Genomic DNA, 22612 nt, shown 5'->3' with positions numbered 1-22612 from the left:
CCCCTGACAAGCGGGGCCCACCCCTGTATAGTTCGCCGCATTCAGGTTTTCCATCGGCCCGATCTGCTTATCCACGGGATCGCCTTCTTCAGCGATCTAAGGCCGCATGACCTGTGCAACCATCCCTGATTACCCATGACTTTTTAAGGGGGGACAGATGATCACCGCCTACATTCTCAATAACAAGGTGCTGGACATAGTCACGCTCGGGCCTGACGACATAGTACCTGACAACACGGTCTGGCTGGATGCCTACAAGCCGGACACGGCAGAGCGAGAATGGTTGACGGGCCTGTTCCTGGAAGAGGTTCCCGACAAGGAGGAGCTCGACGACATCGAAGCATCCGCCCGTTTCTACTGGGATACCGATGGTCTGCACATTCACTCCCTGTTTCCCCAGCGGATCGGTCGTGACACCAAGGGTGTCCACGTCTCCTTTACCCTGCGCAACAACCTGCTGATCAGCATTCGTGAAGATGACATCGGGCTGGTGCGCCTGCTGCGCCACTATATGCGCCAGGATCGGCTGGAGGTGGAGGATGCCCTCGATATCCTGCTGGAGGTACAAAACCTCAAGGTGGAGTACCTCTCCGATCTTATCGAAGATGGTTACAAGACGTTGGAAAACACCGCCGATCAGATCTTCGAGCCGGATCAGATCAACCCTATGCTCAAGGAGCTGTTGGCACAGGAAGAGGCCAACGGCCAGATCCGTCTCTCCCTGCACGATACCCGCCGCGCCCTGCGTTTCCTCAAACGCAGCCTGCGCCAGCGCATGAGCCTGGAGCAGAACAAGTGGATCGACGAGATGCTGCACGACGTGGAGTCACTACTGCCTCACACCCAGTTCCTGTTCGACAAGATCAACTTCCAGCTGGAGGCCTCCATGGGGGTGACCAATCTGGAGCAGAACAAGGTGATCAAGATCTTCTCGGTTGCCGCCGTGATCTTCCTGCCGCCGACCCTGATCGCCAGTATCTACGGCATGAACTTCGGCCGCATGCCTGAACTCGCCTGGGAGTATGGCTATCCCCTCTCGCTGGTGCTGATGGTGATGTCCTCGCTGGGCACCGGGCTCTTCTTCAAGCGCAAGGGGTGGCTGTAACGCCGCCGACGCGCGCTGCGATATCTGAAGAAACGGATTGGGGGGCATGGCCCCCCGATTAATTCCCGCTCTCTCCCGCGCCTTGCAAAGGGCTCGCCTTCGCCCCATATCCCTTGCATCACTTGCACTCTATGAATGGATATCGGGCAACCATGACCCTCTACCCCGAACATCGATATGACGATCACGGACAGTTGCGCCCTCCCCTCTGGTTCTGGCCCATCGCCCTGTTGCTGACCCGCTCGGTCTGGCTCTTTCTGATGGCGGGAGTGACCCGCGAGAGCGGCAGTGAAATCCTGACCCTCTTTTATCCCGACAGGATCAGCCTCTACATCAGCCTGCTGACCGACGTACCCGCCATGCTGGCGTTGCTCGCCTGCGGGGGCACCTATCAGCAGACCCAGAGCATTCGCGCCAGACTCCGGCGCCACAGCCCGTTGCTGCTGCTCTGCTCTGCCGTCAGCGGCCTGCTGATGCAGTTGCACAGCCTCAATCTGCAGAAGTGGTCATTCAGCTGGCCTACCGCACTGGTGCTGGTCGCCAGCCTCTGGTCACTCTGGTATCTGCTGCGCAGTCGCCAGCTACGGGAATATGCTGCTGATGATCCTCATCAGAAGTCGAAAATCTAGCCAAGTTTTAGCTGCAATCAATTGAAATAAATATAAAAAGCCTCTTGGTGAGTTGAATGCCCGACGCGCGGCCATAACCCCGAGCCGCAAGCTGCCCCGCTGTCGAGGAGCGGCTGCGCCCGCACTCTCGCCCCATAGGTGGCGGCCAAGCGGATAAGGAATTATCAATCGTCGTGTTAGGTCACCCCGTTCATTCAGGCTTGATTCATTATCAATGGAATTGATAACACTTTTCATTACTCTTACTGCGTTATAAACTTGCTCCCCCCGGGCTGCCCCGCCCGGGTGCTGGAGCCTTTATGACAAGCCTTTCTCTCTCACCCCGACAATTCTGGCAGTGGCTGGCCTACCACCATCAGGCCGCCGAGGGCACCCTCTATCTGATGTTCTTCTCAGGCCTGCTGCTGTGGGAACCGCTGACCCCGCTCTGGTCGCTGGCACGCTGGAATCTGTTTTTCCATGTGATGCTCTCGCTCACCCTGTTCCCCCTGCTGTTTGGCGCCTTCTGGCTCTCCCATCGCAGCTTGTTGAACCGCAGCAACAAACCCTTTTTACGCACCACGGGGCGGATTATTGAAGCCCTGCTGCTGATCTGTCTGGCCAGCGGCCTGCTGCTGGTGCTGCACGGCACTCCGGGCGATGCCACGGGCAACCTCGCCAGCTGGGCCCACTGGCTGAGCGCGTTGGCGTTAACTCCTCTGGTGCTGCGCCACGCCTGGCGCTGGACCATCTTGAAATGGCGATCCTGATCCCATGTTGAAGTCATCGTTCTCTGCATATTTGTCACCCCTGCTGGCACTCGTCCTGCTGCTGACCAGCCCCTTCGCGTTTGCCCAGCAGATGGGTGCCGGGATGATCGCCTATGAGGAAGGGAGCGCCCCGCGCCTCGTCACCGCCAACCTGAGCACAGGATCGGTCACCCTGCTTGAGCGCGATAGCGGCAAGCGGCTCAAAGAGGTGCCGCTGGGGGGCGATCTGCGCCAGCTTGCCCGCGCCGATGACGGCACCCTGCTGGTCACCGACTACAGCGGCGATCGCCTGCTGCTGCTGGATGATGATCTCGATCTGGAAAAGACGATCCCCACCGGCCACCGCCCCTATGGGGTCATCTTCGATGTCAAGCGGCAGTGGTTCTGGGTCACCCTGTTCGAATCCGCTCGTCTGCAGGCCTACGACACCGCCGGCAACCTCCAGCTGGATGCAGAAACCGCCGAGACTCCCCGTGGGCTGGCCCTGACCGACGACGATCGCCTGCTGCTCACCCACGCCATGACCGGCCAGCTCGCCATCTATGATCTCGCCAAGCTCGGCCACGGCGCCAAGGGAGCTTCGCTTCCCAAGCCCAAGCTCATTACCCTGGCCGAGACCCATAGCGACACGCCGAGCGACTCTCAAGGCTTGCCGCGCCTGCTCGATGGCATCGCCCTCTCCCCCGATGGCAGCGAGGCCTGGCTGCCTCACGTACTGTGGAGCTTCAGCCACCCCTTCCAGTTTCAGAGCACCGTCTTCCCAGCGGTCTCCATCATTGATCTCGATGAGGAGAAAGAGCGGGTCGATGAAAGAAAACAGCTCTTTTTGCAGATCAACCTGCCAAGCGTCGGCAACCGCAGCCAGATCGTCTCCAACCCGTTTGCAGCCCGATTTGCCGCCGATGGCAAGCGGGTCTATCTGACCCTGGCGGGCTCGGAAGATCTGCTGGTGTTTGACCTCTCCCGCAGCGGCAAGTCCAACAACAACCGCCACCGCCGCAAGAAGTTTCAGGGGGGCGCCAAGGCGACCCAGCTCTTGCGTCACCTGCCGGGCCAGAATCCGCGGGATCTGCTGATCGACGGTGACCATATTCTGGTGCACAACGCCATGGGACAGGATCTCACACTCCTCAATAGCGGCGGCAGCGGCCCGTTTGCCCGGGTCACCGTCGATGTGCCCCACTTCGCCAAGCTGGTAGAGACGGATCCGCGCCCCGAGCCGCTTCAGCACGGCGAGCGGCTGTTCAACCTTGGTAACACAGCGTCCAACTCACGCTTCCCCATGGCGGGGGACAACTGGATGAGCTGCAACTCCTGTCATCTGGACGGGTTCAACTTCACCAACCGCTATCTGATGGCGGCTCATCGCCAGAAGAGCGGCGACAACGCCATCAACGGCCACGCCAACCTCACCAACATGGTGGCGGGGGATTTTGTCGGCGAATACCTGCGCATGACCCAGCAGACCCAGGGCGGCATGGGCCATGACACCCGCGATGGGGCCGAGGCAGTTGACCCCGCGAAGCCCCAACCGGAAGTGAAGGCGATGATGGAGGACTTGCACGCCTTCGTCACCGCCGATGGCAACCTCCCCTATCTGGCCAACTGGCTCAGGCTCGATGCTCCGCGCACGGATCCCGCCAAGGCGCCGACTACCCACCCGAAGGAGTGGCTCAACTCTGCCTCCTGCCAGAACTGCCACCAACAGGCGTTCCAGGATTGGAGCGAGAGCAACCACCGGTTGATGGGCAACTCCCATCCCTACTACAAGGTGGTGCAGGCGCTGGCCCGTGAAACCGAGGGCGAAGCGTTTGGCCAGTGGTGTCAGGGCTGCCACATGCCCCAGCAGGTGATGACCGGCCAGCTGGATCTGCCCAAGGGCTCCCACATGTTCGAGCAGGGCGGCGCCTCGCTGATTGCCGCCCACAAGGCGGGCGAACCTGTGGTGGAGGAAGGGACCGGCTGTGTGCTCTGTCATCGCATCACCAAAGTGGAAGATGCGGGCGGCAACAGCGCCTTTACCGTGAATTTGAAAGACCGCGAGAGCTATGTGTTCGAGGATGCCGCGGGTGGTAGCCTCCAACACTGGCTGGCTGAGCGGCAGATCAACGCCCGTCCGGCGGCCCACAAAGCCTCCTATCAAAAGGATTTCTACCGCGATGCGGCCCTGTGCAAGTCGTGCCACAACGAGTTTGCTCCGGGCACTGGTGCCAACATCGTCAACACCTGGGACGAGTGGGAACAATCCAGCTTCGCCAAGGCCGAGGATCCCGCCAAACGACGCACCTGCATCGACTGCCATATGAACCCCGAACCGGGCAATGGCGGCGCGCCGGTGGCGGGCCAGTCCACCGAAAACGGCACCATGAAGGCGCGGCTCTATCGCCACAACTTCACCGGCGCCCAGCACCAGCTGGTGGGGCTGCGCAACCCTGAACTCGAGCTGGAGAGTCTGGCGCTGCTGCGCTCCAGCGCGACCCTCTCCGCCCGTATCGAACAGGCTGCCGATAGCCAGCAGTTGGTGGTGCGGGTCGCCAATACCGGCGCAGGCCATGCCCTGCCCACCGGGGTGGCCGATTTTCGTGAACTCTGGCTGGAGCTGACCGTCACCGACGCCACCGGCAAGGTGGTGCTTGCCAGCGGCCAGCCGGTGGATGGCGCCGTCCCTGAAGATGCGCGGCTGTTCAGAAAAGTATTCGGCGATGCCGAGGGCAAGCCGGTGGGGCTCAAGTTCTGGCGCTACGCCAAGCTCTTGGAAGATACCCGCATTCCGGCCGATGGCTGGCGGGATGAAGCCTGGCCGCTACCCGCAGATGCCCAAGGGCCCTTCAAGGCCGATATCAAACTCAATTTCCGCACCTACCCCAAGTGGGTCAATGATGCGGTGCGCGCCGCCGAGCCCAGCTTGCCGGAGCCACCCATAGTGCAGCTAAATCGGTTGCAACTTACCCTGCAGCCTCTCCCCGTCACGCCCGCTACGGAGCCTCAATCCTGATGTTTGCAAGTTTTCTCATTACCCTGCGCGAGGGGCTGGAAGCCTTCCTGCTGGTCGGCATCTGCCTCTCCTACCTCGCCAAGCTGGGGGCGAGCCGCTACAACAAGTTCATCTATCTGGGGGTGGGGCTCGGCCTTATCGCCTCCCTTGTGGTCGCCTTCCTGTTCCAGGTGGTGGTGAGCCAGTTCGAGAGCGAGCGCTACAACCACCTGTTGATGGCGGGGATCCTGATGTTTGCCACTCTGGTGCTCACCTATATGGCGATCTGGATGCAAAAGCAGGCCAAATCCCAGGTAGGGGCCATGACGGCGCGCATCGATGCGGCCATCGATGGCGGCAACCTGTTTGGGCTGGTGCTGCTCGCCTTTCTGGCGGTGATGCGCGAAGGGTTTGAAACCGTGCTCTTCTTCTCCGCCCTGCTCTATTCGGGGCAAGGGGTGGATCTGCAATCCGGCATGATTGGCGCGCTGGCGGGGCTGCTGGTCTCCATCGCGCTGGTGTGGGGGCTGCTGCGCTCCACCCGCAAGGTGGCGCTGGCTCCCTTCTTCCGCTGGACGGGCCTGCTTATCATCATCATCGCCGCAGGCTTGCTCTCGTCCGCCGTCAACATGTTGCAGGCGGCAGATATCATCACCTTCTGGACCACGCCGGTGTTCGACATCAGCCACATTCTCGACGATCAGGGGGTATTTGGTACCTTCCTGCGCGCCCTGTTTGGCTACAATGCCTCACCCGCTGGCTTGCAGCTGCTGACCTGGGCCCTCTATCTGGCGATCTTCGTTACCCTCTGGCAGCGCAGCTATCACCCGCAGGTAAGTGCCGCGACTGGCAAGGGCTGAGCCAACACGCCCTGTGGCAACAAGGCCACGGGGTAACAACACTATTCGGGGGCCGCGCCTTGGCGCGGTTTCCTGATCTATCAAGTAGTTTTGGAATAGGTCATGAGCGATAACAACAAGAAAAGCATTGCAGTGCTGGGCGCTGGCCCCGCCGGTTTGATGGCGGCCTGGCGCCTGCGCTGCGCCGGTTTTGCAGTCACCCTGTTCGAGCAGGAGCCGGTGGTCGGCGGCATGTGCGCCACCCAGACCTTCAAGGGGCGCGACGGCGAGTATCGCTTCGACTACGGCGGGCACCGCTTTATCACCAAGAACCCCGAGCTGCTCGCCTTTATCGACGAGCTGATGGGGGACGACCTGCTCCACGCCGAGCGCAAGAGCGTTATCCGCTTTGGCGGGCGCACCTATGACTACCCATTGAACCTGCCCAACCTGCTCAAGACGGCGCCGCTCGCCCTGATGGCCGGGGCGGTAAAAGACTTGCTGCTGTTGCCCTTTAGCAAGAAGCCGGATGATTTTGCCAAGGCGAGCTTTGCCGAGTGGATCCAGAGTCACTTCGGCCGCACCCTCTATCGCCAGTTCTTCGAGGGCTACACCGGCAAGCTGTGGGGTATCAACCCGGACAAGCTCTCCGCCGACTGGGCCGGTCAGCGCATCAGCCTCATCGATTTGAAAGACGTGGCGCGCCGCCTGCTGCCAAGACGCAACGGCAGTATCTCGGTGCGCACCTATGCCCGCAAATACCGCTACCCCAAATATGGCTTCGGCCAGATCTTCACCACTCTGGGGGAGCGGCTGGTGGCAGAGGGCGTTGAGCTCAAAACCGGCGCAACCATCACCCGCCTTGAGCAGGCTGATGACCGCATCGAGCGGGTGTATTGGAAACAAGATGACATTGAGCAGAGCGAGCGCTTTGATCAGGTGATCTCCACCCTGCCGCTGCCGCTCACCTGCCAGCATCTGGGCTTACCGTGCGATCTGCACTACCGGTCGCTTCGCTTCGTCAATATGCCGTTGAAACAGGAGAACCTGTCGGACAACACCTGGCAGTACCTCTCCGACCCCCATATTCTGGCCACCCGCCTGCAGGAGCCGCGCCGCCGCAGCCCCTTTATGGCGCCCCAGGGCCAGACCTCGGTGATGCTGGAGATCCCCTGCAATCCGGGGGATGCCACCTGGCAGGCGCCGCTCTCTGATCTGCGCGGTCGGGTTACCGCTGATCTCGCGAGCCTCGGCGTCGATACCGCCAAGCTTGGCGATGAAACTTTTGAAGCGCGTAGCGAATACGCCTATCCGCTGATGGATCTCGGCTATCAGGCGCGCCGCAACGAAGCCATCAAGGCGCTGATGCCCATCACAAACCTCATCATGACCGGCCGTCAGGGGACATTCCGCTACATCTTCACCGACACCGCCATGGAGATGGGTATGATGGCCGCCGACATGGTGATCGACGGGGTGGACAGACGTCACGCCATCTTTAACCATCGCAACGAAAATACCGTGATCGAAACCCAGAGCGTGGCCTGAGTGCCGCGCCATTGGCATAAGTAAGGAGAACAGGATGACCATCCGCCCGGGTTTACTCGCCCTCACCCTGCTGCTGACCCTGAGCGGGCAGGCGCAGGCTTACTCCTACGCCGCCGCCGGCAAGGAGCCACTGATCGACGCCCGCGAAGCGCTGCTGGGCGCCGCCACTGACGGCAAGGATGCCAGCGCTACCTTGAGCGAGATTGCCGAGGAGCTGACCTATCTGGAACAGCACCACAAGGTGGAATTGCAAGCACCGCTGGCCGCCGCCATCAAGGCCAAAGACGCCGCGGCTACCGCGGCCCTGCTCAACCGCGCCTACAAGGCGGAGATCGAGCGCCGCCTCGAAGGGGCCAGCCAGAATCTTGGCGACTACCAGACCGCCAAGGTGCTGGTGGTCAAGAGCAAGCGCTTCCTCGACTTGATCCTCCCCTCCCTCAGTGAAGGGGATCGCAAGGCGGCCGAACAGGCGTTGGCCAAGGTGCTCGATGCCATCGGTAACCCGGGGGTATTCGGGGTGGGCGCCAAGCCCGCCGACGCCGCCGCCTTTAGCGATGCAGAAAAAGCGCTGATGGCCGTGCTGGCGCCGCTTTGATGACCTCTCATTGATGCCGACGGCCCCCCTCATCCCCGGCCCCTCTCCCGCAAGGGGAGAAGGGGGGCGTCACCACGGCCGATTACGCTTCGCTAATCGACCCTACTTGCTGATCCTGCTGCAACTGGTCTGGCTCGGCTGGCTGCTGGCCTTCCCGGTGGCGCTCGATTCCGACGATGCCCTCAATTTCGCCCACGGGGTGACGCGCTTTAGCGTGCTGGAGTTCTCACCCCACTTTCCGGGCTACCCCGCCTTTATCTGGCTGGCGCGGCTGATCAATCTGGCGGTGGACGATCCGGCCCGCGCGGTGCAGTGGGCAAGCCTCTTGGGCAGCGGTTTACTGGCGCCGCTCGCCGCCTTGCTGGCGGTCAGGCTGTGGCAACGGCCAAGCCTGCTGGCGCCGCTCTGGCTGCTGGTACTGGCACTGCCGCTCACCCCGACGCTGGCGCTCTCCGGCCTTTCGGATGGGCCCGCGCTCGCCGCCTGGCTCGGGGCACTGCTGGCCTTGCAACAGCGCAGAATTGCGCTGGCGGGTCTGTTACTGGGACTTATGCTGGCACTGCGCCCCTCCTATTTTGTGCTGGCGCTGCTGCCCCTGTGGCTCGGGCTGGCGCAGCAGGGCACGCGCGTCAGGTTTGTTCTCCCCATCGTGCTGGTGGGGCTTATCAGCCTGCTCTTTGTCTGGCAGGCCGATGGCTGGGCCTACTTCAGCGAGGGGCGGCGCTTTACCGATGGCCACTTTACCCTGTGGGGCAACACGGCAGCGGCCCACGGCGATCGGCTGCTCAGCTGGGCGCGCACCTTCAACGATCAGCTCACCCCGCTTTGGCCCTTGGCTGTTGGGGCGCTGCTGGTACTGCCGCTTTGGCAAAGATCAAAAAACCACCCTGCCGCCCTCCCCCCGCTCTGGACGCTCTACTGGCTCGCCCTGCTGCTCTGGACCCTGTTTGGCCAGAATCCCGACAATCCCCGCCATCTGGCGCCCATTACACTGCTTGGCATAGTTCTGCTGGCAGGCTGGCTGCCACGTCGTGGCGAGTGGGTGGTCGCGGTCGCCGGATTGCTGCTGCTCGGCGCGACCTGCACCCTGCCCCATCCGCCCGCCATGGTGCAGGCAGCAAGGCTCGCAGAGAAAAGCTGCCCAGCGCTGGTGACCCAGTGGGGCGTGCGGCTGCTGCGGGAGACCACAGCCTTGGCCGTCACCGATGGCTGGTACAAGGGGGATGCGGCGCTGGCACTCTCTCAGGGAGCCTGCCGCCTCAGTCGCCGCCCCATCGCCGCGAACGAAATGCCCAGCGCGGTGCGCCAGCACTGGTTTGCCCCACGCTTTGCCGCCGAGCCCGGACTCTGGCTCGCCATTCCCTCGCGGCAGACAACCCATGGGGAAAGTGACAAGAAACATATAAAGAGCACAAAAATCCGCCAAGGCAACTAAAAAAGAGGGGAACAACTCGGGTACACTCACAGCGCATCCATAACAGACGAGTCTCCTTATGCGTGTAACCAGAGAGTGGCTGTGGGTTTTGTCGGTGCTGACCGGGGCCTGTGCCCTCCTGTTGCTACCATTCTGGCTGCGCGGCGGCAGTCAGGGCCATGATCTGTTTCACCACCTGCTCTCCGGTCACTTCTTTGCCGTGCAACTGTGGCAAGGTGAGCTCTATCCGCGCTGGTTGATGGAGATGAACGGCGCCTTCGGCAGCCCGGTCTTTTTCTTCTATCCCCCCCTGCCCTACTATGTGAGCGCACTGTTCGCCGGCCCCACCCCACTGGCCCACGAGGCGATGACGCCGCTGCTCTGGAGCAGCAGCGTGGCACTCTGGCTCTCCGGCCTGTTTGCCTATCTCTGGTTGCGTCCCTTTGCCGGCCACGGACGGGCGCTGGCGGCCAGTCTGCTCTATATGGCGCTGCCCTATCATCTGGCCATCGATATCTACGCCCGCTTTGCCCTGGCGGAGAGCTGGGCCTTCGTCTGGGCGCCGCTGGCTCTGCTGGCGCAGGATCGCCTCTGCCGCGGCGCCCCCTTTGCACTACTGCAGCTCGCACTGGCCGTCTCCATGCTGACGCTTTCCCATCTACCAAGCACCCTGCTCATTCTGGGCTTGCTCACCCTGCGCAGCCTGCTACTGGTCTGGCGCTACAAGGGGAGCACAGCGCTTGTCAGTGTCCCTGTCACCGCCTCCCCGCTCATTGGCACCCTGCTGGGCCAGCTCTGGGGGTTGGCGATGGCCAGCCTGTTGCTGCTGCCCGCTCTGCTGGATCAGGGGGGGATCTCCATGGAGCAGATGCGCACCGGCATGTTCGAATTTCAGCGCAACTTTCTCGATCGTTTGCCCCAAAGCCGTGATGACTGGCGCTTTCGCGGCCATCTCGCCTGGCTGACGCTGCTCACCCTGGCTCTGCTGCTGGTAGCTTGGGCTGCCGCCCGCGAGCCGCGCCATCCCGAGTTGCTGCTCTGGGGGGTCATTGGCACCCTGAGCTTTCTGATGATGCTGCCAACAAGCGAGCCCCTGTGGCGCCTGCTCACTCCGTTGCAACTGGTGCAATTTCCCTGGCGCCTAAATCTGCTGCTGGTCATCGCTACCGTCGCCGTGGTGGCACTGGGTACCCCCACCTATCGCCCGTGGCAGTGGGTCTGGTGGCTACTGCTTGCCCTCACCCTGCTCTCGCAGGGACTCTATGTACGCGAGGCGCCGCTCACCCAGGCTCCCGTAAAGAGTCAGCTCGACGGGGAGTTCGACAGCAAGCGCAGCGCCCGCGAATACCGGCCAAAGCAGGTGCCACGCGGCATGTTTGCCCCCACCCTGCTTGCCTGGAAAGAGGAATTCCAGCCCGCCATCACCAGCGACCATCAGGGGGTGAACTGGCAGATCCAGCGCTGGCAGCCGCGTCATATCGAATTGACGGTGGATGCCCCGGCGCCCGCCAAACTGATCCTTCACCAGTTTGATTACCCGGGCTGGCAGGCAAGGCTCGACCAGCATCTGCCCCTTAGCGTCAGCAGCACCGGCAACGGGCTGGTACAGGTCTGGGTGCCCGCCGGACAACACAGCCTCACCTTTACCCTCACCGCCCGCTGGCCGGAGCGGCTCGGGTACGCCATCTCGTCGCTGGCCTGGCTGCTCTGGCTGGGGGGAGTGATCCGCGCAGTGCGCCCCCATGACCGCAAGCGTGCACCCCAAGGTGCCTGAATGGCCGGGCACCTCCCCCTTTTGAGGGGGCAGGAACGTCATGCCGAGCGGGGGCAAACCTGATAGACTCGCCCTTCTCCCTTTTTCAACCAAGGTTCACCAGCGGATACCCTATGCCCCAATCGCCAACAGCTCAGGCTGCCGCCCTCTCTCCCCGTTTCCTGTTTATCCTGCTCGGCGCTCTGGCGGGTCTGACCCCGCTGGCGGTGGATATGTATCTGCCCGCCATTCCGGCCATCGCCCGGGATCTGGCCACCAGCATCGACGGCGCCCAGCTCACCATCAGCGCCTTTCTGGGCGGCTTTGCCATCGGCCAGCTCTTCTACGGCCCGCTGGCCGACAGCTATGGCCGCAAGCCGGTGATCCTGGCGGGGCTCATCATGTTTGCCATCGCCTCGGTGGGCTGTGCCATGGCGGACTCCCTGCCCGAATTGCTGGCCTATCGGATGTTGCAAGCGGCAGGCGGTGCGGCGGGTTCTGTGGTGGTCAATGCCCTGCTGCGCGATCTGTTCGAGAAGGATGCGTTTTCTCGCGCCATGTCGTTCGTCATTCTGGTGATGACCCTGGCGCCGCTGGTAGCCCCTGTGGTGGGCGGCTATATCAGTGCCCACGCCGACTGGCGGGTGATCTTCTGGCTGCTGGTGGGGATCAGCCTGCTGATCTGTCTGGTGATGCAGTGGAAAATTGAGGAGACCCTGAAACCCGAGCACCGTCAGCCGCTCAAGATCGGCCAGATCCTCAAGAACTACTGGGGTGTGCTCTCCCATCGCGGTGCCATGGGTTATGTGCTGTGCGGATCCCTCTCAAGCTCCGGCATGTTCGCCTTCTTAAGTGGCTCCCCTTATGTCTATATAGAGTATTTCAAGGTGCCGACCGAGCACTACGGCTGGCTGTTTGGCCTCAATATTCTGCTGATGATGGTGGTCACCTTCGTCAACAGCCGACTGGTGAAAGGGGTGGGCGCCGAGCGGATGCTGCAATACGGTCTGCTGGTGCTACCCTGCGCGGGCGCCCTGCTGGTCTACAACGCCTGGAGCCAGACCGGCGGCCTGTGGGGCATCGTCATTCCGGTGGTACTGTTTGTCGGCCATATCAGTCTGGTGGGCGCCAACGCCATGACCGGCCTGATGGGCCACTTCCCGCAATCTGCGGGCACCGCCTCGGCACTGGCGGGCACCCTGCGCTTTGGCATCGGCGCCCTGGTCGGCATTCTGGTCAACCTCAATCCGCCCCACTCGCCACTGCCCATGGCCATCGCCATCGCCTGCTGCGGCGTGGGTTCCACCCTGAGTTACTGGCTGCTAACCGGCAAGCGAGGCGATTGATCCCCCTCCCCCCTGTCAGGAAAACGAAAGAGGCTTCCGTCAACGGAAGCCTCTTTTCGTACTGGCGCCAAGACGTTCAGAACTGGGCACTGTTGAGCCAGAGGTGCGCCCCTATGCTCACCAGATAACCGAGCAAGATAGCAGGCAGCCACTTCAGGTGGCCAAAGAAGGTATACATGCCGTGGGCCTGCCCCATCAGGGCCACCCCGGCCGCAGAGCCGATGGAGAGCAGGCTGCCGCCCACTCCGGCGGTCAGGGTCACCAGCAGCCACTGCCCCAGCGCCATGTCCGGGTTCATCGACAGCACGGCAAACATCACGGGAATGTTATCCACGATGGCCGACAAGACCCCGATGAAGATATTGGCCATGGTGGGCTCCCCACCGGCATACAGCCAGTGTGACACCAGTTCCAGATACCCCATAAAGCCCAGCCCACCGACACACATCACCACCCCGTAGAAGAAGAGCAGGGTATCCCACTCCGCCTTGGCCACCTTGTTGAACACATCAAATGGCACCACAGAGCCCAGACTGCGTAACCGCACCTCATCGCCATTGCGTTCATAGAGCGCACGCTTGCGGGCAAGGGATCGCGGCAGCGACTTGCGCAAATAGAAGCCGAAAAACTGCAGATAACCGAGCCCCAGCATCATGCCCAGTACGGGTGGCAAATGGAGGAAACTGTGGCATAGCACCGCCGTGATGATGGTCAGCAAGAACAGCGCGACGATGCGACGGGCCCCTCGCTTGAGATCGACCACCTCGTTATCAGCCTCCGGCACATGACGCGGCACCATCAGGCTCATCAGGATGGCCGGGACCAGAAAATTGAGCAGAGAGGGAATAAGCAGGGTGAAGAACTGACCAAATTGCACCTTGCCCGCCTGCCACACCATCAGGGTGGTGATATCGCCAAAGGGACTGAACGCCCCTCCGGCGTTGGCGGCGATCACTATGTTGATGCAGGCAAGATTGACAAAACGCCGATCCCCGTTGGCCACCTTCAACACCACGGCGCACATCAAGAGCGCTGTGGTCAGGTTGTCTGCCACTGGCGAGATACAAAAAGCAAGCCCGCCGGTCAACCAGAACAGGGTGCGCAAGTGAAAACCGGATCGCACCAGCCAGGCACGCAGGGCATCGAACAGCCGCCGATCCTCCATGGCGTTGATATAGGTCATCGCCACCAGCAGGAACAGCATCAGCTCGGCATATTCCAGCAGGGTATGGCGAAATGCCTGCTCGGCGACAGGGCTCATCCCCTGTTGTGCATAGGCGATACCGATCAGGATCCAGATCACCCCGGCGGCCACCAGCACGGGTTTGGACTTGCGCAGTTGCAGATACTCTTCAGCCATCACCAGGGCGTAGGCCAACACAAACAATCCGACACAAAAAAGTCCGATTGAGGAGGATGTCAACAGAACTGGGCCACTACTGGCATGGGCGGGAGGGATAAACAGGGACAGCAGCAAAATAACAGGGGTGAGCGCAGACATGGTCTCTTCCTTTTAGAACCATCTGGCAATCATGCTAGCACCTGGATGAAAAGAAAAATTCATCCAGGTCAATTAACGCTTAATTGGTTTGCTGTCGAAACGCGGGATTATTTCTTGCCGAAACCCGACTGCTTGAGGGTATAGCCGGCGCTGTTTTGCCAGGCATCCAGACCGCTGCGGTTATTGCCCGCCACCAGACTGGCGGCCAGACTCGGGCTGTTGAACAGCTGATCGGAGGTAAAGACAAAGCCACCCTGACTGCGGGGCACTATGACCCCCTTCTCCAGCAGTTCGTGACGCAGCTCGATCACCGCTTCACGCAGGGAGGCGGCATCCTCGCCATTGGCGGTGGAACCGGCCAGCACCATAAAGCCCGGATTTTGCCGCTTGCCCACCGGATAACCGTGGGCCTCGGCCCCCTTGCCGTTGAAGTGGTAGAGCTCGCGCTCCCCCGGCCGATTGTCGGAGAGTGCCTTTTGCAGGGTCATCAGCTCGTTGTAGATCTCGATGGGGACGACGGCAGCCTGCTTGTTGCCCTTGCTATCGATGATAAAACTGACTTGCTTATGTAACATCCTTGCTCATCCTGTGACCCATGGAAGCCCCTATTCTAACCACCTCGGGCAAGCGGGATCCAGCGAGGATCCACTGCTCTTTTGCCGCCTTGATCACTAACTGGCACTCTTGATCAACCGTAAGGGGTGTTGATCATTGCCGGCCGTGCTAGCGTACCAAGCATGATGAAAGCCATTGACCATCAAACGGTTATCCCATGCTGACCCTGCGCAACCTCTGCAAGAGCTTCGATAACGGCAGTGAACGACTGCCGCTGTTCCACCATCTCGATCTCGCCCTCCCCGCTGGCGAGATCACCCTGCTGCTGGGCCAAAGCGGCTGCGGCAAGTCCACCCTGCTCAATCTGATCGCCGGGCTGATTGCACCGGACGAAGGGGAGATCTGGCTGGGGGAGACCCGGATCGACACCCGATCCCCCGACGAGCGGGCGCGCCTGCGGGGCCGCCATTTCGGTATCGTCTATCAGGATTTCAACCTGCTGCCGACCCTCAACGTGGCCGAGAATCTGGCCCTGCCTCTGGCCATCAACGCTCTGCCACCGGATGAGACAAGGATTGACCAGTTGCTGCAGCGGCTCGATATGAGCCACAAGCGCCATGCCTGGCCGGAGCAGCTCTCCGGCGGTCAGCGACAGCGGGTGGCGCTGGCCCGCGCCCTTATCCATCAACCCAGTTGGCTGCTCGCCGACGAACCCACCGGCAGCCTAGATGAACACAATGCCGAACAGGTGATGGCGCTGATGGTGGCGGCGGTTCGCGATACCGGCGCAGGCTTGCTGCTGGTGAGCCACAACCCCGCCTATGCTGCGCTGGCAGACAGAGTGCTGCGCCTCGAAGGGGGTCAACTTATCGAGCTCAAGGGGCCCCGTCATGACTAAACAGCAACTGCGTCTGTCGGAGGCACGCTGATGCTGCCACTCAAAGCGCTGCTGCGCCTCTATCGCAGTCACCCCTGGTTGCTGCTGATGAGTCTGGCCGGGCTGGTATTGGGAGTGTCGCTGGTGGTGGCCATCGAGCTGCTCAATCACAGTGCCCGCACCAATTTTGTCGCCGCCCGCAGCCAGCTGGCAGGGGAAGCTAACTACCGGCTGGCCCCCGCTGGCGGGCTGGATGAGCAGCTTTATGTGCAACTGGTGACCAGCCAACCCGCCCTCGATGCCATGCCCCAGCTCCATGGCTGGCTCGAGGATGAAGAGGGGCGCAGCTTTCAACTGCTGGGAATGGATCTCTTCAACCCCGGCCCTCTGCGCCAGCTGTTTGGCGCCCAACCCGCAAGCGAACCCGCCTTCTCCTTAAACCGAGCCGACAGCATCTGGCTGTCGGCCCCCGAAGCGGCGCGACTTGGCTGGCAAGCGGGCCAGAGCCGCCGTTTTGTGCTGAGCGGCAGCGATGACGTCAGCGCCCGCCCCCTGACCCTGACGCTGGCGGGCACCTTTGAACCGGGCGCCGTGCCCATGGAGCGGCTGCTGATCACCGATATCGGCCTCGCCCAACCGCTGCTGGGCAAAGCGGGTCGGCTCGATCGCATCGTCTTCAAGCTAAGCGACGCCGAGGCTCGTACCCTGCAGGCCACCCTGCAAACCGATTACCCGAACCAGCCCTTGTGGCTTGAGCCCATCAGCCCGGCGCTCGATGCCAGCCAGCTTGGCGATGCACTGGCCCTTAACCTGACGGCGCTCTCATTGCTCGCCATGGCGGTGGGATTGTTTCTGGTGTTCAACGCCCAGCGATTTGTGCAGAGCGTGCGTCGCCCCCAGCTGGCCCAGTTGATCATTCTGGGAATGGGGCCGAGTCGGGTGCTCCGCTGGCTCATCCTGGAGCTGCTTATTCTCACCACAGTGGGTACCCTGCTCGGGGTGCTGCTCGGCAGCCTGTTGGCGCTGGCGCTGATGGGGCAACTGACCCAGGCGCTGGCCGATCTATATGGGCCCAACCCCATCGACCTGTTGCGCCTCTCCCCGGTGAGCCTGCTCAAGGCACTGTTGATCGGGCTGCTCGGCACGCTGGCCGCCAACCTGCCCGGCTGGTGGCAACTGCTGCGCCAATCCCCCCTCGAACTGCGAGCAGGAAACAGCCGTCCCCCCGCTCACCCGTGGCGACGGCGCGTGCTGGCCATCGCCATCCTGCTGCTGTGCGCCCTCTGCCTGTGGCTGCCACAAACAGGTCTGACCGGCGCCCTCTTTATCGCCGGCGGCTGGCTGCTGGCCATGGCACTCTGGCTGCCCGATGCCCTGCGCGGCCTGCTTGGCTGGTTGCGACGGCGTGCGGGCGGCCCCCTCACCGCACGGCTCGGGGTGGCCGAGACCCTCTATCACCTCGATCGCACCGCCATCGCGGTGATGGCGTTGCAGCTGGCCATCGCGGCGGCCATCGGCATCGGGGTCATGGTGTCGAGCTTTCGCTCCAGCGTGGAGATCTGGCTCGGCCAGCGTCTGGCCGCCGATCTCTATGTCACCGCCCCCAAGGGGGTGGCGGGCAACAAGGGCACCTTGAGCGACGCCACCCTTAAGACTCTGCTCGCCAATCCGCTGGTGAGCGCGGCCTCGCGCCGCTCGGTGCATCCTGCCCGCTGGCAGGGGCAGCCCATCGAGTGGGCGCAGATGGACTTTATCCCCCAGCTTAAAGCGGCCTATCCGCTGCTGGCCGGACGCTGGCCGACCCGCCCCGACGAGGTGCTGGCAAGCGAACCACTGACGGTACGCCTCGGGGTCAAGGTGGGACAGACCCTTGAGGTGAGCGGCGAGCAGGGGCCAAGGCAGTTCACCGTCACTGGCGTCTATCAGGACTACGGCAGCGACAAGGGACAGATCCTGCACGCCTTCGAGGCGGGAGCGGTGCAATCCCTCGCCCTCTTTAGCAACGACCCCGAACAGCTGGCCGACCGCCTGCGCGAGCGCTTTGGCGAGCAGCTCAATCTGCTCTCCGCCCCCGCCATTCACAGCGCGGCGCTCAAGGTGTTTGACCAGACCTTTGTGGTGACCGAGCTATTGAAACTGCTGATCCTCGGCATCGCCTTTGTCGGGATCGGCTCGGCCTTTATGGTGCTGGGTCTGGCACGCCGTGGCGAGCTGCAGACCTTGCAGAGTCTGGGTTTGAGCCCCCGCCACTGCCGCCAGCTGCTGGTGTGGCAAGGAGCGGGATTGGGGCTGCTCACCGCCCTGCTGGCCATGCCGGTGGGGTATGGCCTCGCCTGGGTGCTGATCGAGGTGGTCAACCCACGCGCCTTTGGCTGGCGCCTCGCCTTCGAGGCCGCCCCCCTTCATGCGGTCACCGCCCTGTTGCTGGCACCGGTCTGTGGCGCATTGGCCTCCTGGTATGCAGCAAGGAGAGTGGTATGAGCCAACAACCGCGAGATACGCCAGCATGCTGGCTCTCACACCTGATACGCGGCGCATTGGCCTCCTGGTATGCGGCAAGGGGAGTGGTATGAAACAGATCAAAGGGTGGCCGCTGGCGCTGGGTATGCTCTGGACGCTCTATAGCGGGGCTATCGCTGCCAGCGATCTGGGCGCCCTGCTCGGCGGTGGCAACGACAGCTTTAAAAAGGTGCTGCCGGGGCAAACCATCCAGCTGCCGGAGGATCACGCCGCCCACCCCGATTACCGCTCCGAGTGGTGGTATCTCACCGGCAATCTCAAGGATGAGCAGGGGCGCGAATATGGCATGCAGTGGACCCTGTTTCGCCAGGGTATCGAGCAAGAACTCCGCACCAGCAACCCCTGGCTCACTCCCCAGCTCTGGTTGGCCCAGTTTGCCATCACGGATCTCGACCGTGGCAGCCACCAGCAAGATGAACGGGCCAGTCGGCAGGGGCCGGGACTGGCGGGGGCCAGCGGCGGCCAATATTGGCTCAGAGAGTGGCGGCTTGCCTCGCAAGGGGCTGCGCTCTTCCCCGCCACCCTCAAGGTGCAGAGCAAGATTGGCGAGCTGAACCTCACCGTCACTGCCGCCAAGCCGCTGGTGCTGCAAGGCAAGGCCGGTTACAGCGAGAAGAGCCCGGGCAACGCCTCCTTTTACTACTCCTACCCGCGCCTCACTCTTCGCGGCACCCTGACTCGCGATGGCGAAACCCGCACCATCACCGGACAAGGGTGGTTTGATCACGAGTGGAGCAGCTCGGTATTGGCCGAGTGGCAATCGGGCTGGGACTGGTTTTCGCTCCAGTTGAACGATGGCCGCGAGCTGATGCTGTTTCGCCTGCGCACCAAATCGGGACGCACTGAGCCCGAGAACCGCTACGGCATCTTGATTGAGCGGGACGGCAGCAGCCGGGTGCTCGCCCCCGACGCGATTCACCTTACGCCGGGCAACACCTGGCGCGGCCCAAAGGGGCAGAATTACCCCGTCGAGTGGCAGCTAGACGCCGCCGGAATGAGCCTCACCATCAAAGCCCGTCAGCCCAATCAGGCCATGACCGGCCGCTTTGACTACTGGGAGGGTGCGGTCTCTGTCTCGGGGGATGCCAAGGGGGTCGGCTATCTGGAGATGACGGGCTATTGATCCAGGAGCGTGGCTGTTGATTGCAACGGCCATAAGCCGCCGTCAACGCCCTGCCAGACGGATTTGATGATGCACGCAGCCACCATGACGCCGGGGCTCTCGCCCCTCACTGCGGCACACAGCGCGCGCCGAACCCGAGTCAGGCGGTTTTAAAGGGGGGCATGATAAAGAATTCGGGGCGCAGTTCGCCCCTTTTGTTGCTACGAAGGCCTGTATCGACATGTAGCAAAACGAGTTGGAGAGAAAGAGAGCAAGATTCGGGTCGTTCCAGCGAGGAGTGGTTGCCATAGTGGGGGCCAAACCCAAGTCGGTTGGAACCTATTTGGGTTCCAATCCACAACCAACCTTGTGCGCCACTTAGCTGGCGCACAACACACTCAGCGAGGGAACTGCCATGTCATTACTGTCCAACAAGGTCGCCATCATCACCGGCGCCAGCTCCGGTATCGGTCGCGCCAGCGCCATCCTGTTTGCCCGGGAGGGAGCCAGAGTCGTCGTCGGCGCCCGCCGCCAGCCCGAACTGGATCTGCTGGTGGAGGAGATCCGCCACAAGGGGGGCCAGGCGGTGAGTCTGGCGGGAGATGTGAAAAGCGAGAGTTACGCCCGCGACCTTGTTGATCTCGCGCTAACCCGTTTCGGCGGGCTCGATATCGCCTTCAACAACGCCGGTACCACAGGCACGCCGGGCAGCGTAGAGCAGCTTGAACTGGCGCAGTGGCAGGAAATTCTGGATACCAACCTCACCAGCGCCTTTGTGGGAGCCAAGTACCAGATCTCCGCCATGCTGGCGCGTGGCGGCGGCTCGCTTATTTTTACCTCTACCTTTGTCGGCCATACCCTGGGGCTGCCCGGTATGGCGGCCTATGCGGCGAGCAAGGCGGGCCTGATTGGCCTGACCCGGGTGCTGGCCACCGAGTATGGGGCACAAGGGGTGCGGGTCAACGCCCTGCTGCCGGGGGGTACCGACACACCCATGGGGCGGACTTTTGCCAATACGCCAGAGAGCCTCGCCTTTGTGCAGAATATGCATGCCCTCAAACGGCTGGCCCAACCGGAGGAGATCGCCCGCTCGGCCCTTTATCTCGCGTCCGATGCATCCAGCTTTACCACCGGCATTGCCCTGCTGGCCGATGGTGGGGTATCAATTTGTCGCACATGACCTTGTCGCCCCCAAGATCCTGCGACCGAAACCTTATCGTGAGAGCGCCTTATGTCTGATTACGCCCGCATCGCCGATGCCATCCGTTTTATCGCAAGTCAGGTGGAGCGCCAGCCCACTCTGGACGAGATAGCGGCGCACGTTCACTTAAGTCCCTTTCACTTCCAGCGGCTGTTCAGCCGCTGGGCCGGAGTGACGCCCAAACGCTATCTGCAGGTGCTGACCCTGGAGCGGGCCAAGGCGCTGTTGCAGGAGTCGCGCCCGCTGCTTGAGGTGGCCGATACCCTGGGCCTTAGCAGCGGCTCGCGGCTCTACGATCACTTCGTGCAGCTCGAAGCGGTAACACCGGGCGAGTACAAGCAGCGCGGGGCCGGGCTGGTTATCGATCACGGGGTGCACGACACCCCCTTCGGTCAGGCATTCGTCGCCCTGACCCCGCGGGGGGTGTGCAACTTCTCGTTTCTCGATGAAAAGGCCCCAGAGGCGCCGCTGGCCAACCTCGCCCGCAACTGGCCAGAGGCAGAACTTAGGGAGGCGCCATCACGCACCCAAGGGGTCATCCACACCATGTTTGATGGCAGCAAGGCGCCGGATCGCCCCATCTCCTTGCACGTGAGCGGCACCAATTTTCAGATCAGCGTCTGGCGTGCGTTGCTGCAGATCCCGCCCGCCAAGGTGGTGAGCTACGCCCAGGTGGCGAACGCCGTCGGCAACCCCAAAGCCGCCCGCGCCGTGGGGCTGGCGGTGGGCGCCAACCCCGTCGCCTTGATGATCCCCTGTCACCGGGTCATCCAGCAAAATGGCAAACTCGGCGGCTATCACTGGGGCGAGACCCGCAAACAGGCGATACACGCCTGGGAAGCGGCGAGGTATGAGTGAAGGTGGGCTTTTTCTGCCCGCCTGATGAGGAAAACAGGAATCTTGGTAGTGAGTCAGCAGACTATCAGGCCGCGCCGAACGAGCATTCACGGTATAAAGCGAGGGCATTAGCAGAGTAGGGGCGCAGATCGCCCCTTTTGTTGCTTTGGCGAGGCTCAGCACTCAGCCGCCCCACCTCAGCGAATTGACGAAACAGGTAGGGTGCAATAAGCGCAGCGCATTGCACCGTTTGCCGAGCGGCTTTTGTGCAAAACAGCAGAAACCAAATTAGCGGTGCAATTTCATTGCACCCTACGGCACTTGTCTTCAAAGTCGTAAATAGAACTCCCGATACAAATAAAACTATCTTTATAATCAGTTAAATATGCTATTTGGTCTTCGATATACTCTTTTGTTAAATACAGGCAAGATAGTATTTCTTCATAGGCAAGACGCTTAGTATCCCAAACTTGCTGCTTTACCCAGTATTTTTCATCAAACTGCCTTTTTATGCTTTCCACCGCTTCCGTATTCTTTTTTAGCTGTTCAATAGCTTTCAAAAAGTCATTGCTATGCGCAAGATTTTTTAACCGTGTTTGTAGATAAATACCGATAGGAACAACAATTAACGTTGTAATCAAAGTCGGCAAATATGGCAAAAATTCTTTCGAATTTACTCCTAGATTTAACTTATTCGCAAAAGCACGTAACTCCAAGCTTCTGACGACCGTAGGAAGTGAATTTAATGGCATTGTTACATGAACAATGACAGCCATTCCAAAATCTTACCTAGATCAATCCACACCGGTGACTTAATTAAGCCAGACTGAAAGGCAGCAAAAAATGCTAATATAGCCGTAAGTCTAAGCATCCAAGAGTTTGCGGACTTGGCAGATTTCGCCCTTGCAGTCTCAATTTGATATTGCTCTAAAGTGGCTATAGCTTTACCTGTGATTATAAACTCGAAGCTACTACCATTATTTTTCAACTCTCCTGATGCTACGAATGATGATAAATACAGATCCATTTTTTTACGCAATTCTGTTTTCTGTGGATGCAAATACCAC

18 protein-coding genes are annotated in these 22612 nt (G+C 61.4%); 15 read left to right on the top strand and 3 right to left on the bottom strand.

What is annotated here, in order from left to right; genetic code table 11:
• Nucleotides 1-157: 157 nt before the first annotated feature.
• The 10 genes from corA to G5533_RS01455 all read left to right on the top strand — a co-directional run bounded on the left by corA (nt 158) and on the right by G5533_RS01455 (nt 12952).
• Complete coding sequence (gene corA, locus G5533_RS01500; RefSeq protein WP_266133904.1) at nt 158-1105, top strand: magnesium/cobalt transporter CorA; 948 nt, start codon at nt 158-160, stop codon at nt 1103-1105.
• A gap of 152 nt (nt 1106-1257) precedes the next feature.
• Nucleotides 1258-1734 (top strand): DUF2919 domain-containing protein, encoded by a 477-nt coding sequence (locus G5533_RS01495; protein ID WP_421172181.1) that lies wholly within the window; start codon nt 1258-1260, stop codon nt 1732-1734.
• 299 nt (nt 1735-2033) lie between these two features.
• A complete protein-coding gene (locus G5533_RS01490; protein WP_100653541.1) occupies nt 2034-2483 on the top strand; it encodes a hypothetical protein in 450 nt (149 codons plus the stop codon).
• A gap of 4 nt (nt 2484-2487) precedes the next feature.
• On the top strand, nt 2488-5478 hold the full coding sequence (locus G5533_RS01485; RefSeq protein WP_421254791.1) for a YncE family protein: 2991 nt from the start codon (nt 2488-2490) through the stop codon (nt 5476-5478).
• Nucleotides 5478-6317: an FTR1 family iron permease gene (locus G5533_RS01480; protein ID WP_421254792.1), complete on the top strand. Its 840-nt coding sequence runs from the start codon at nt 5478-5480 to the stop codon at nt 6315-6317. The genes G5533_RS01485 and G5533_RS01480 overlap by 1 nt, the downstream gene beginning before the upstream one ends.
• A gap of 102 nt (nt 6318-6419) precedes the next feature.
• Nucleotides 6420-7844: an NAD(P)/FAD-dependent oxidoreductase gene (locus G5533_RS01475; RefSeq protein ID WP_270656758.1), complete on the top strand. Its 1425-nt coding sequence runs from the start codon at nt 6420-6422 to the stop codon at nt 7842-7844.
• 34 nt (nt 7845-7878) lie between these two features.
• Entirely contained in the window at nt 7879-8439 is a 561-nt protein-coding gene (locus G5533_RS01470; RefSeq protein ID WP_146061297.1) for a hypothetical protein, read from the top strand.
• Between the two features lie 106 nt (nt 8440-8545).
• On the top strand, nt 8546-9874 hold the full coding sequence (locus tag G5533_RS01465; RefSeq protein ID WP_441254424.1) for a hypothetical protein: 1329 nt from the start codon (nt 8546-8548) through the stop codon (nt 9872-9874).
• A gap of 58 nt (nt 9875-9932) precedes the next feature.
• Nucleotides 9933-11627, top strand: coding sequence for a hypothetical protein (locus G5533_RS01460; RefSeq protein WP_441254328.1), 1695 nt, complete (start codon nt 9933-9935; stop codon nt 11625-11627).
• Between the two features lie 113 nt (nt 11628-11740).
• Nucleotides 11741-12952: a Bcr/CflA family multidrug efflux MFS transporter gene (locus G5533_RS01455; RefSeq protein ID WP_227096344.1), complete on the top strand. Its 1212-nt coding sequence runs from the start codon at nt 11741-11743 to the stop codon at nt 12950-12952.
• A gap of 76 nt (nt 12953-13028) precedes the next feature.
• Here G5533_RS01455 and nhaD read toward each other — a convergent pair whose 3' ends face one another.
• Both nhaD and G5533_RS01445 read right to left on the bottom strand, forming a co-directional pair.
• On the bottom strand, nt 13029-14453 hold the full coding sequence (gene nhaD / locus G5533_RS01450) for a sodium:proton antiporter NhaD (RefSeq protein ID WP_158112250.1): 1425 nt from the start codon (nt 14451-14453) through the stop codon (nt 13029-13031).
• Between the two features lie 107 nt (nt 14454-14560).
• Nucleotides 14561-15028 (bottom strand): DUF4357 domain-containing protein, encoded by a 468-nt coding sequence (locus G5533_RS01445; protein WP_158112251.1) that lies wholly within the window; start codon nt 15026-15028, stop codon nt 14561-14563.
• A 197-nt stretch (nt 15029-15225) separates the two neighbouring features.
• Between G5533_RS01445 and G5533_RS01440 the strand changes: the two genes are divergently transcribed.
• From G5533_RS01440 to G5533_RS01420, 5 genes are all read left to right on the top strand, one after another.
• Nucleotides 15226-15906: an ABC transporter ATP-binding protein gene (locus G5533_RS01440; protein ID WP_088869197.1), complete on the top strand. Its 681-nt coding sequence runs from the start codon at nt 15226-15228 to the stop codon at nt 15904-15906.
• Between the two features lie 30 nt (nt 15907-15936).
• Nucleotides 15937-18366 carry an FtsX-like permease family protein gene (locus tag G5533_RS01435; protein ID WP_441254326.1) on the top strand — a complete coding sequence of 810 codons (2430 nt, stop codon included), beginning with the start codon at nt 15937-15939 and terminating at the stop codon, nt 18364-18366.
• 88 nt (nt 18367-18454) lie between these two features.
• Nucleotides 18455-19528 (top strand): lipocalin-like domain-containing protein, encoded by a 1074-nt coding sequence (locus G5533_RS01430; protein ID WP_441254325.1) that lies wholly within the window; start codon nt 18455-18457, stop codon nt 19526-19528.
• Nucleotides 19529-19922: 394 nt separating this feature from the next.
• A complete protein-coding gene (locus tag G5533_RS01425) occupies nt 19923-20687 on the top strand; it encodes an SDR family oxidoreductase (protein WP_441254324.1) in 765 nt (254 codons plus the stop codon).
• A gap of 51 nt (nt 20688-20738) precedes the next feature.
• The gene (locus tag G5533_RS01420; protein ID WP_441254323.1) at nt 20739-21566 is read left to right on the top strand and encodes a bifunctional transcriptional activator/DNA repair enzyme AdaA; all 828 of its coding nucleotides are present in this window, start codon (nt 20739-20741) and stop codon (nt 21564-21566) included.
• 281 nt (nt 21567-21847) lie between these two features.
• On the opposite strand, the gene G5533_RS01415 is transcribed toward G5533_RS01420, so the two are convergent.
• Nucleotides 21848-22321 carry a hypothetical protein gene (locus G5533_RS01415; RefSeq protein ID WP_216978598.1) on the bottom strand — a complete coding sequence of 158 codons (474 nt, stop codon included), beginning with the start codon at nt 22319-22321 and terminating at the stop codon, nt 21848-21850.
• Nucleotides 22322-22612 lie beyond the last annotated feature (291 nt).

This window comes from Aeromonas sp. A600620, assembly GCF_029479985.1.
Lineage (GTDB): Bacteria > Pseudomonadota > Gammaproteobacteria > Enterobacterales > Aeromonadaceae > Aeromonas > Aeromonas veronii_A.
This window is presented reverse-complemented; position numbering and strand designations above follow the sequence as displayed.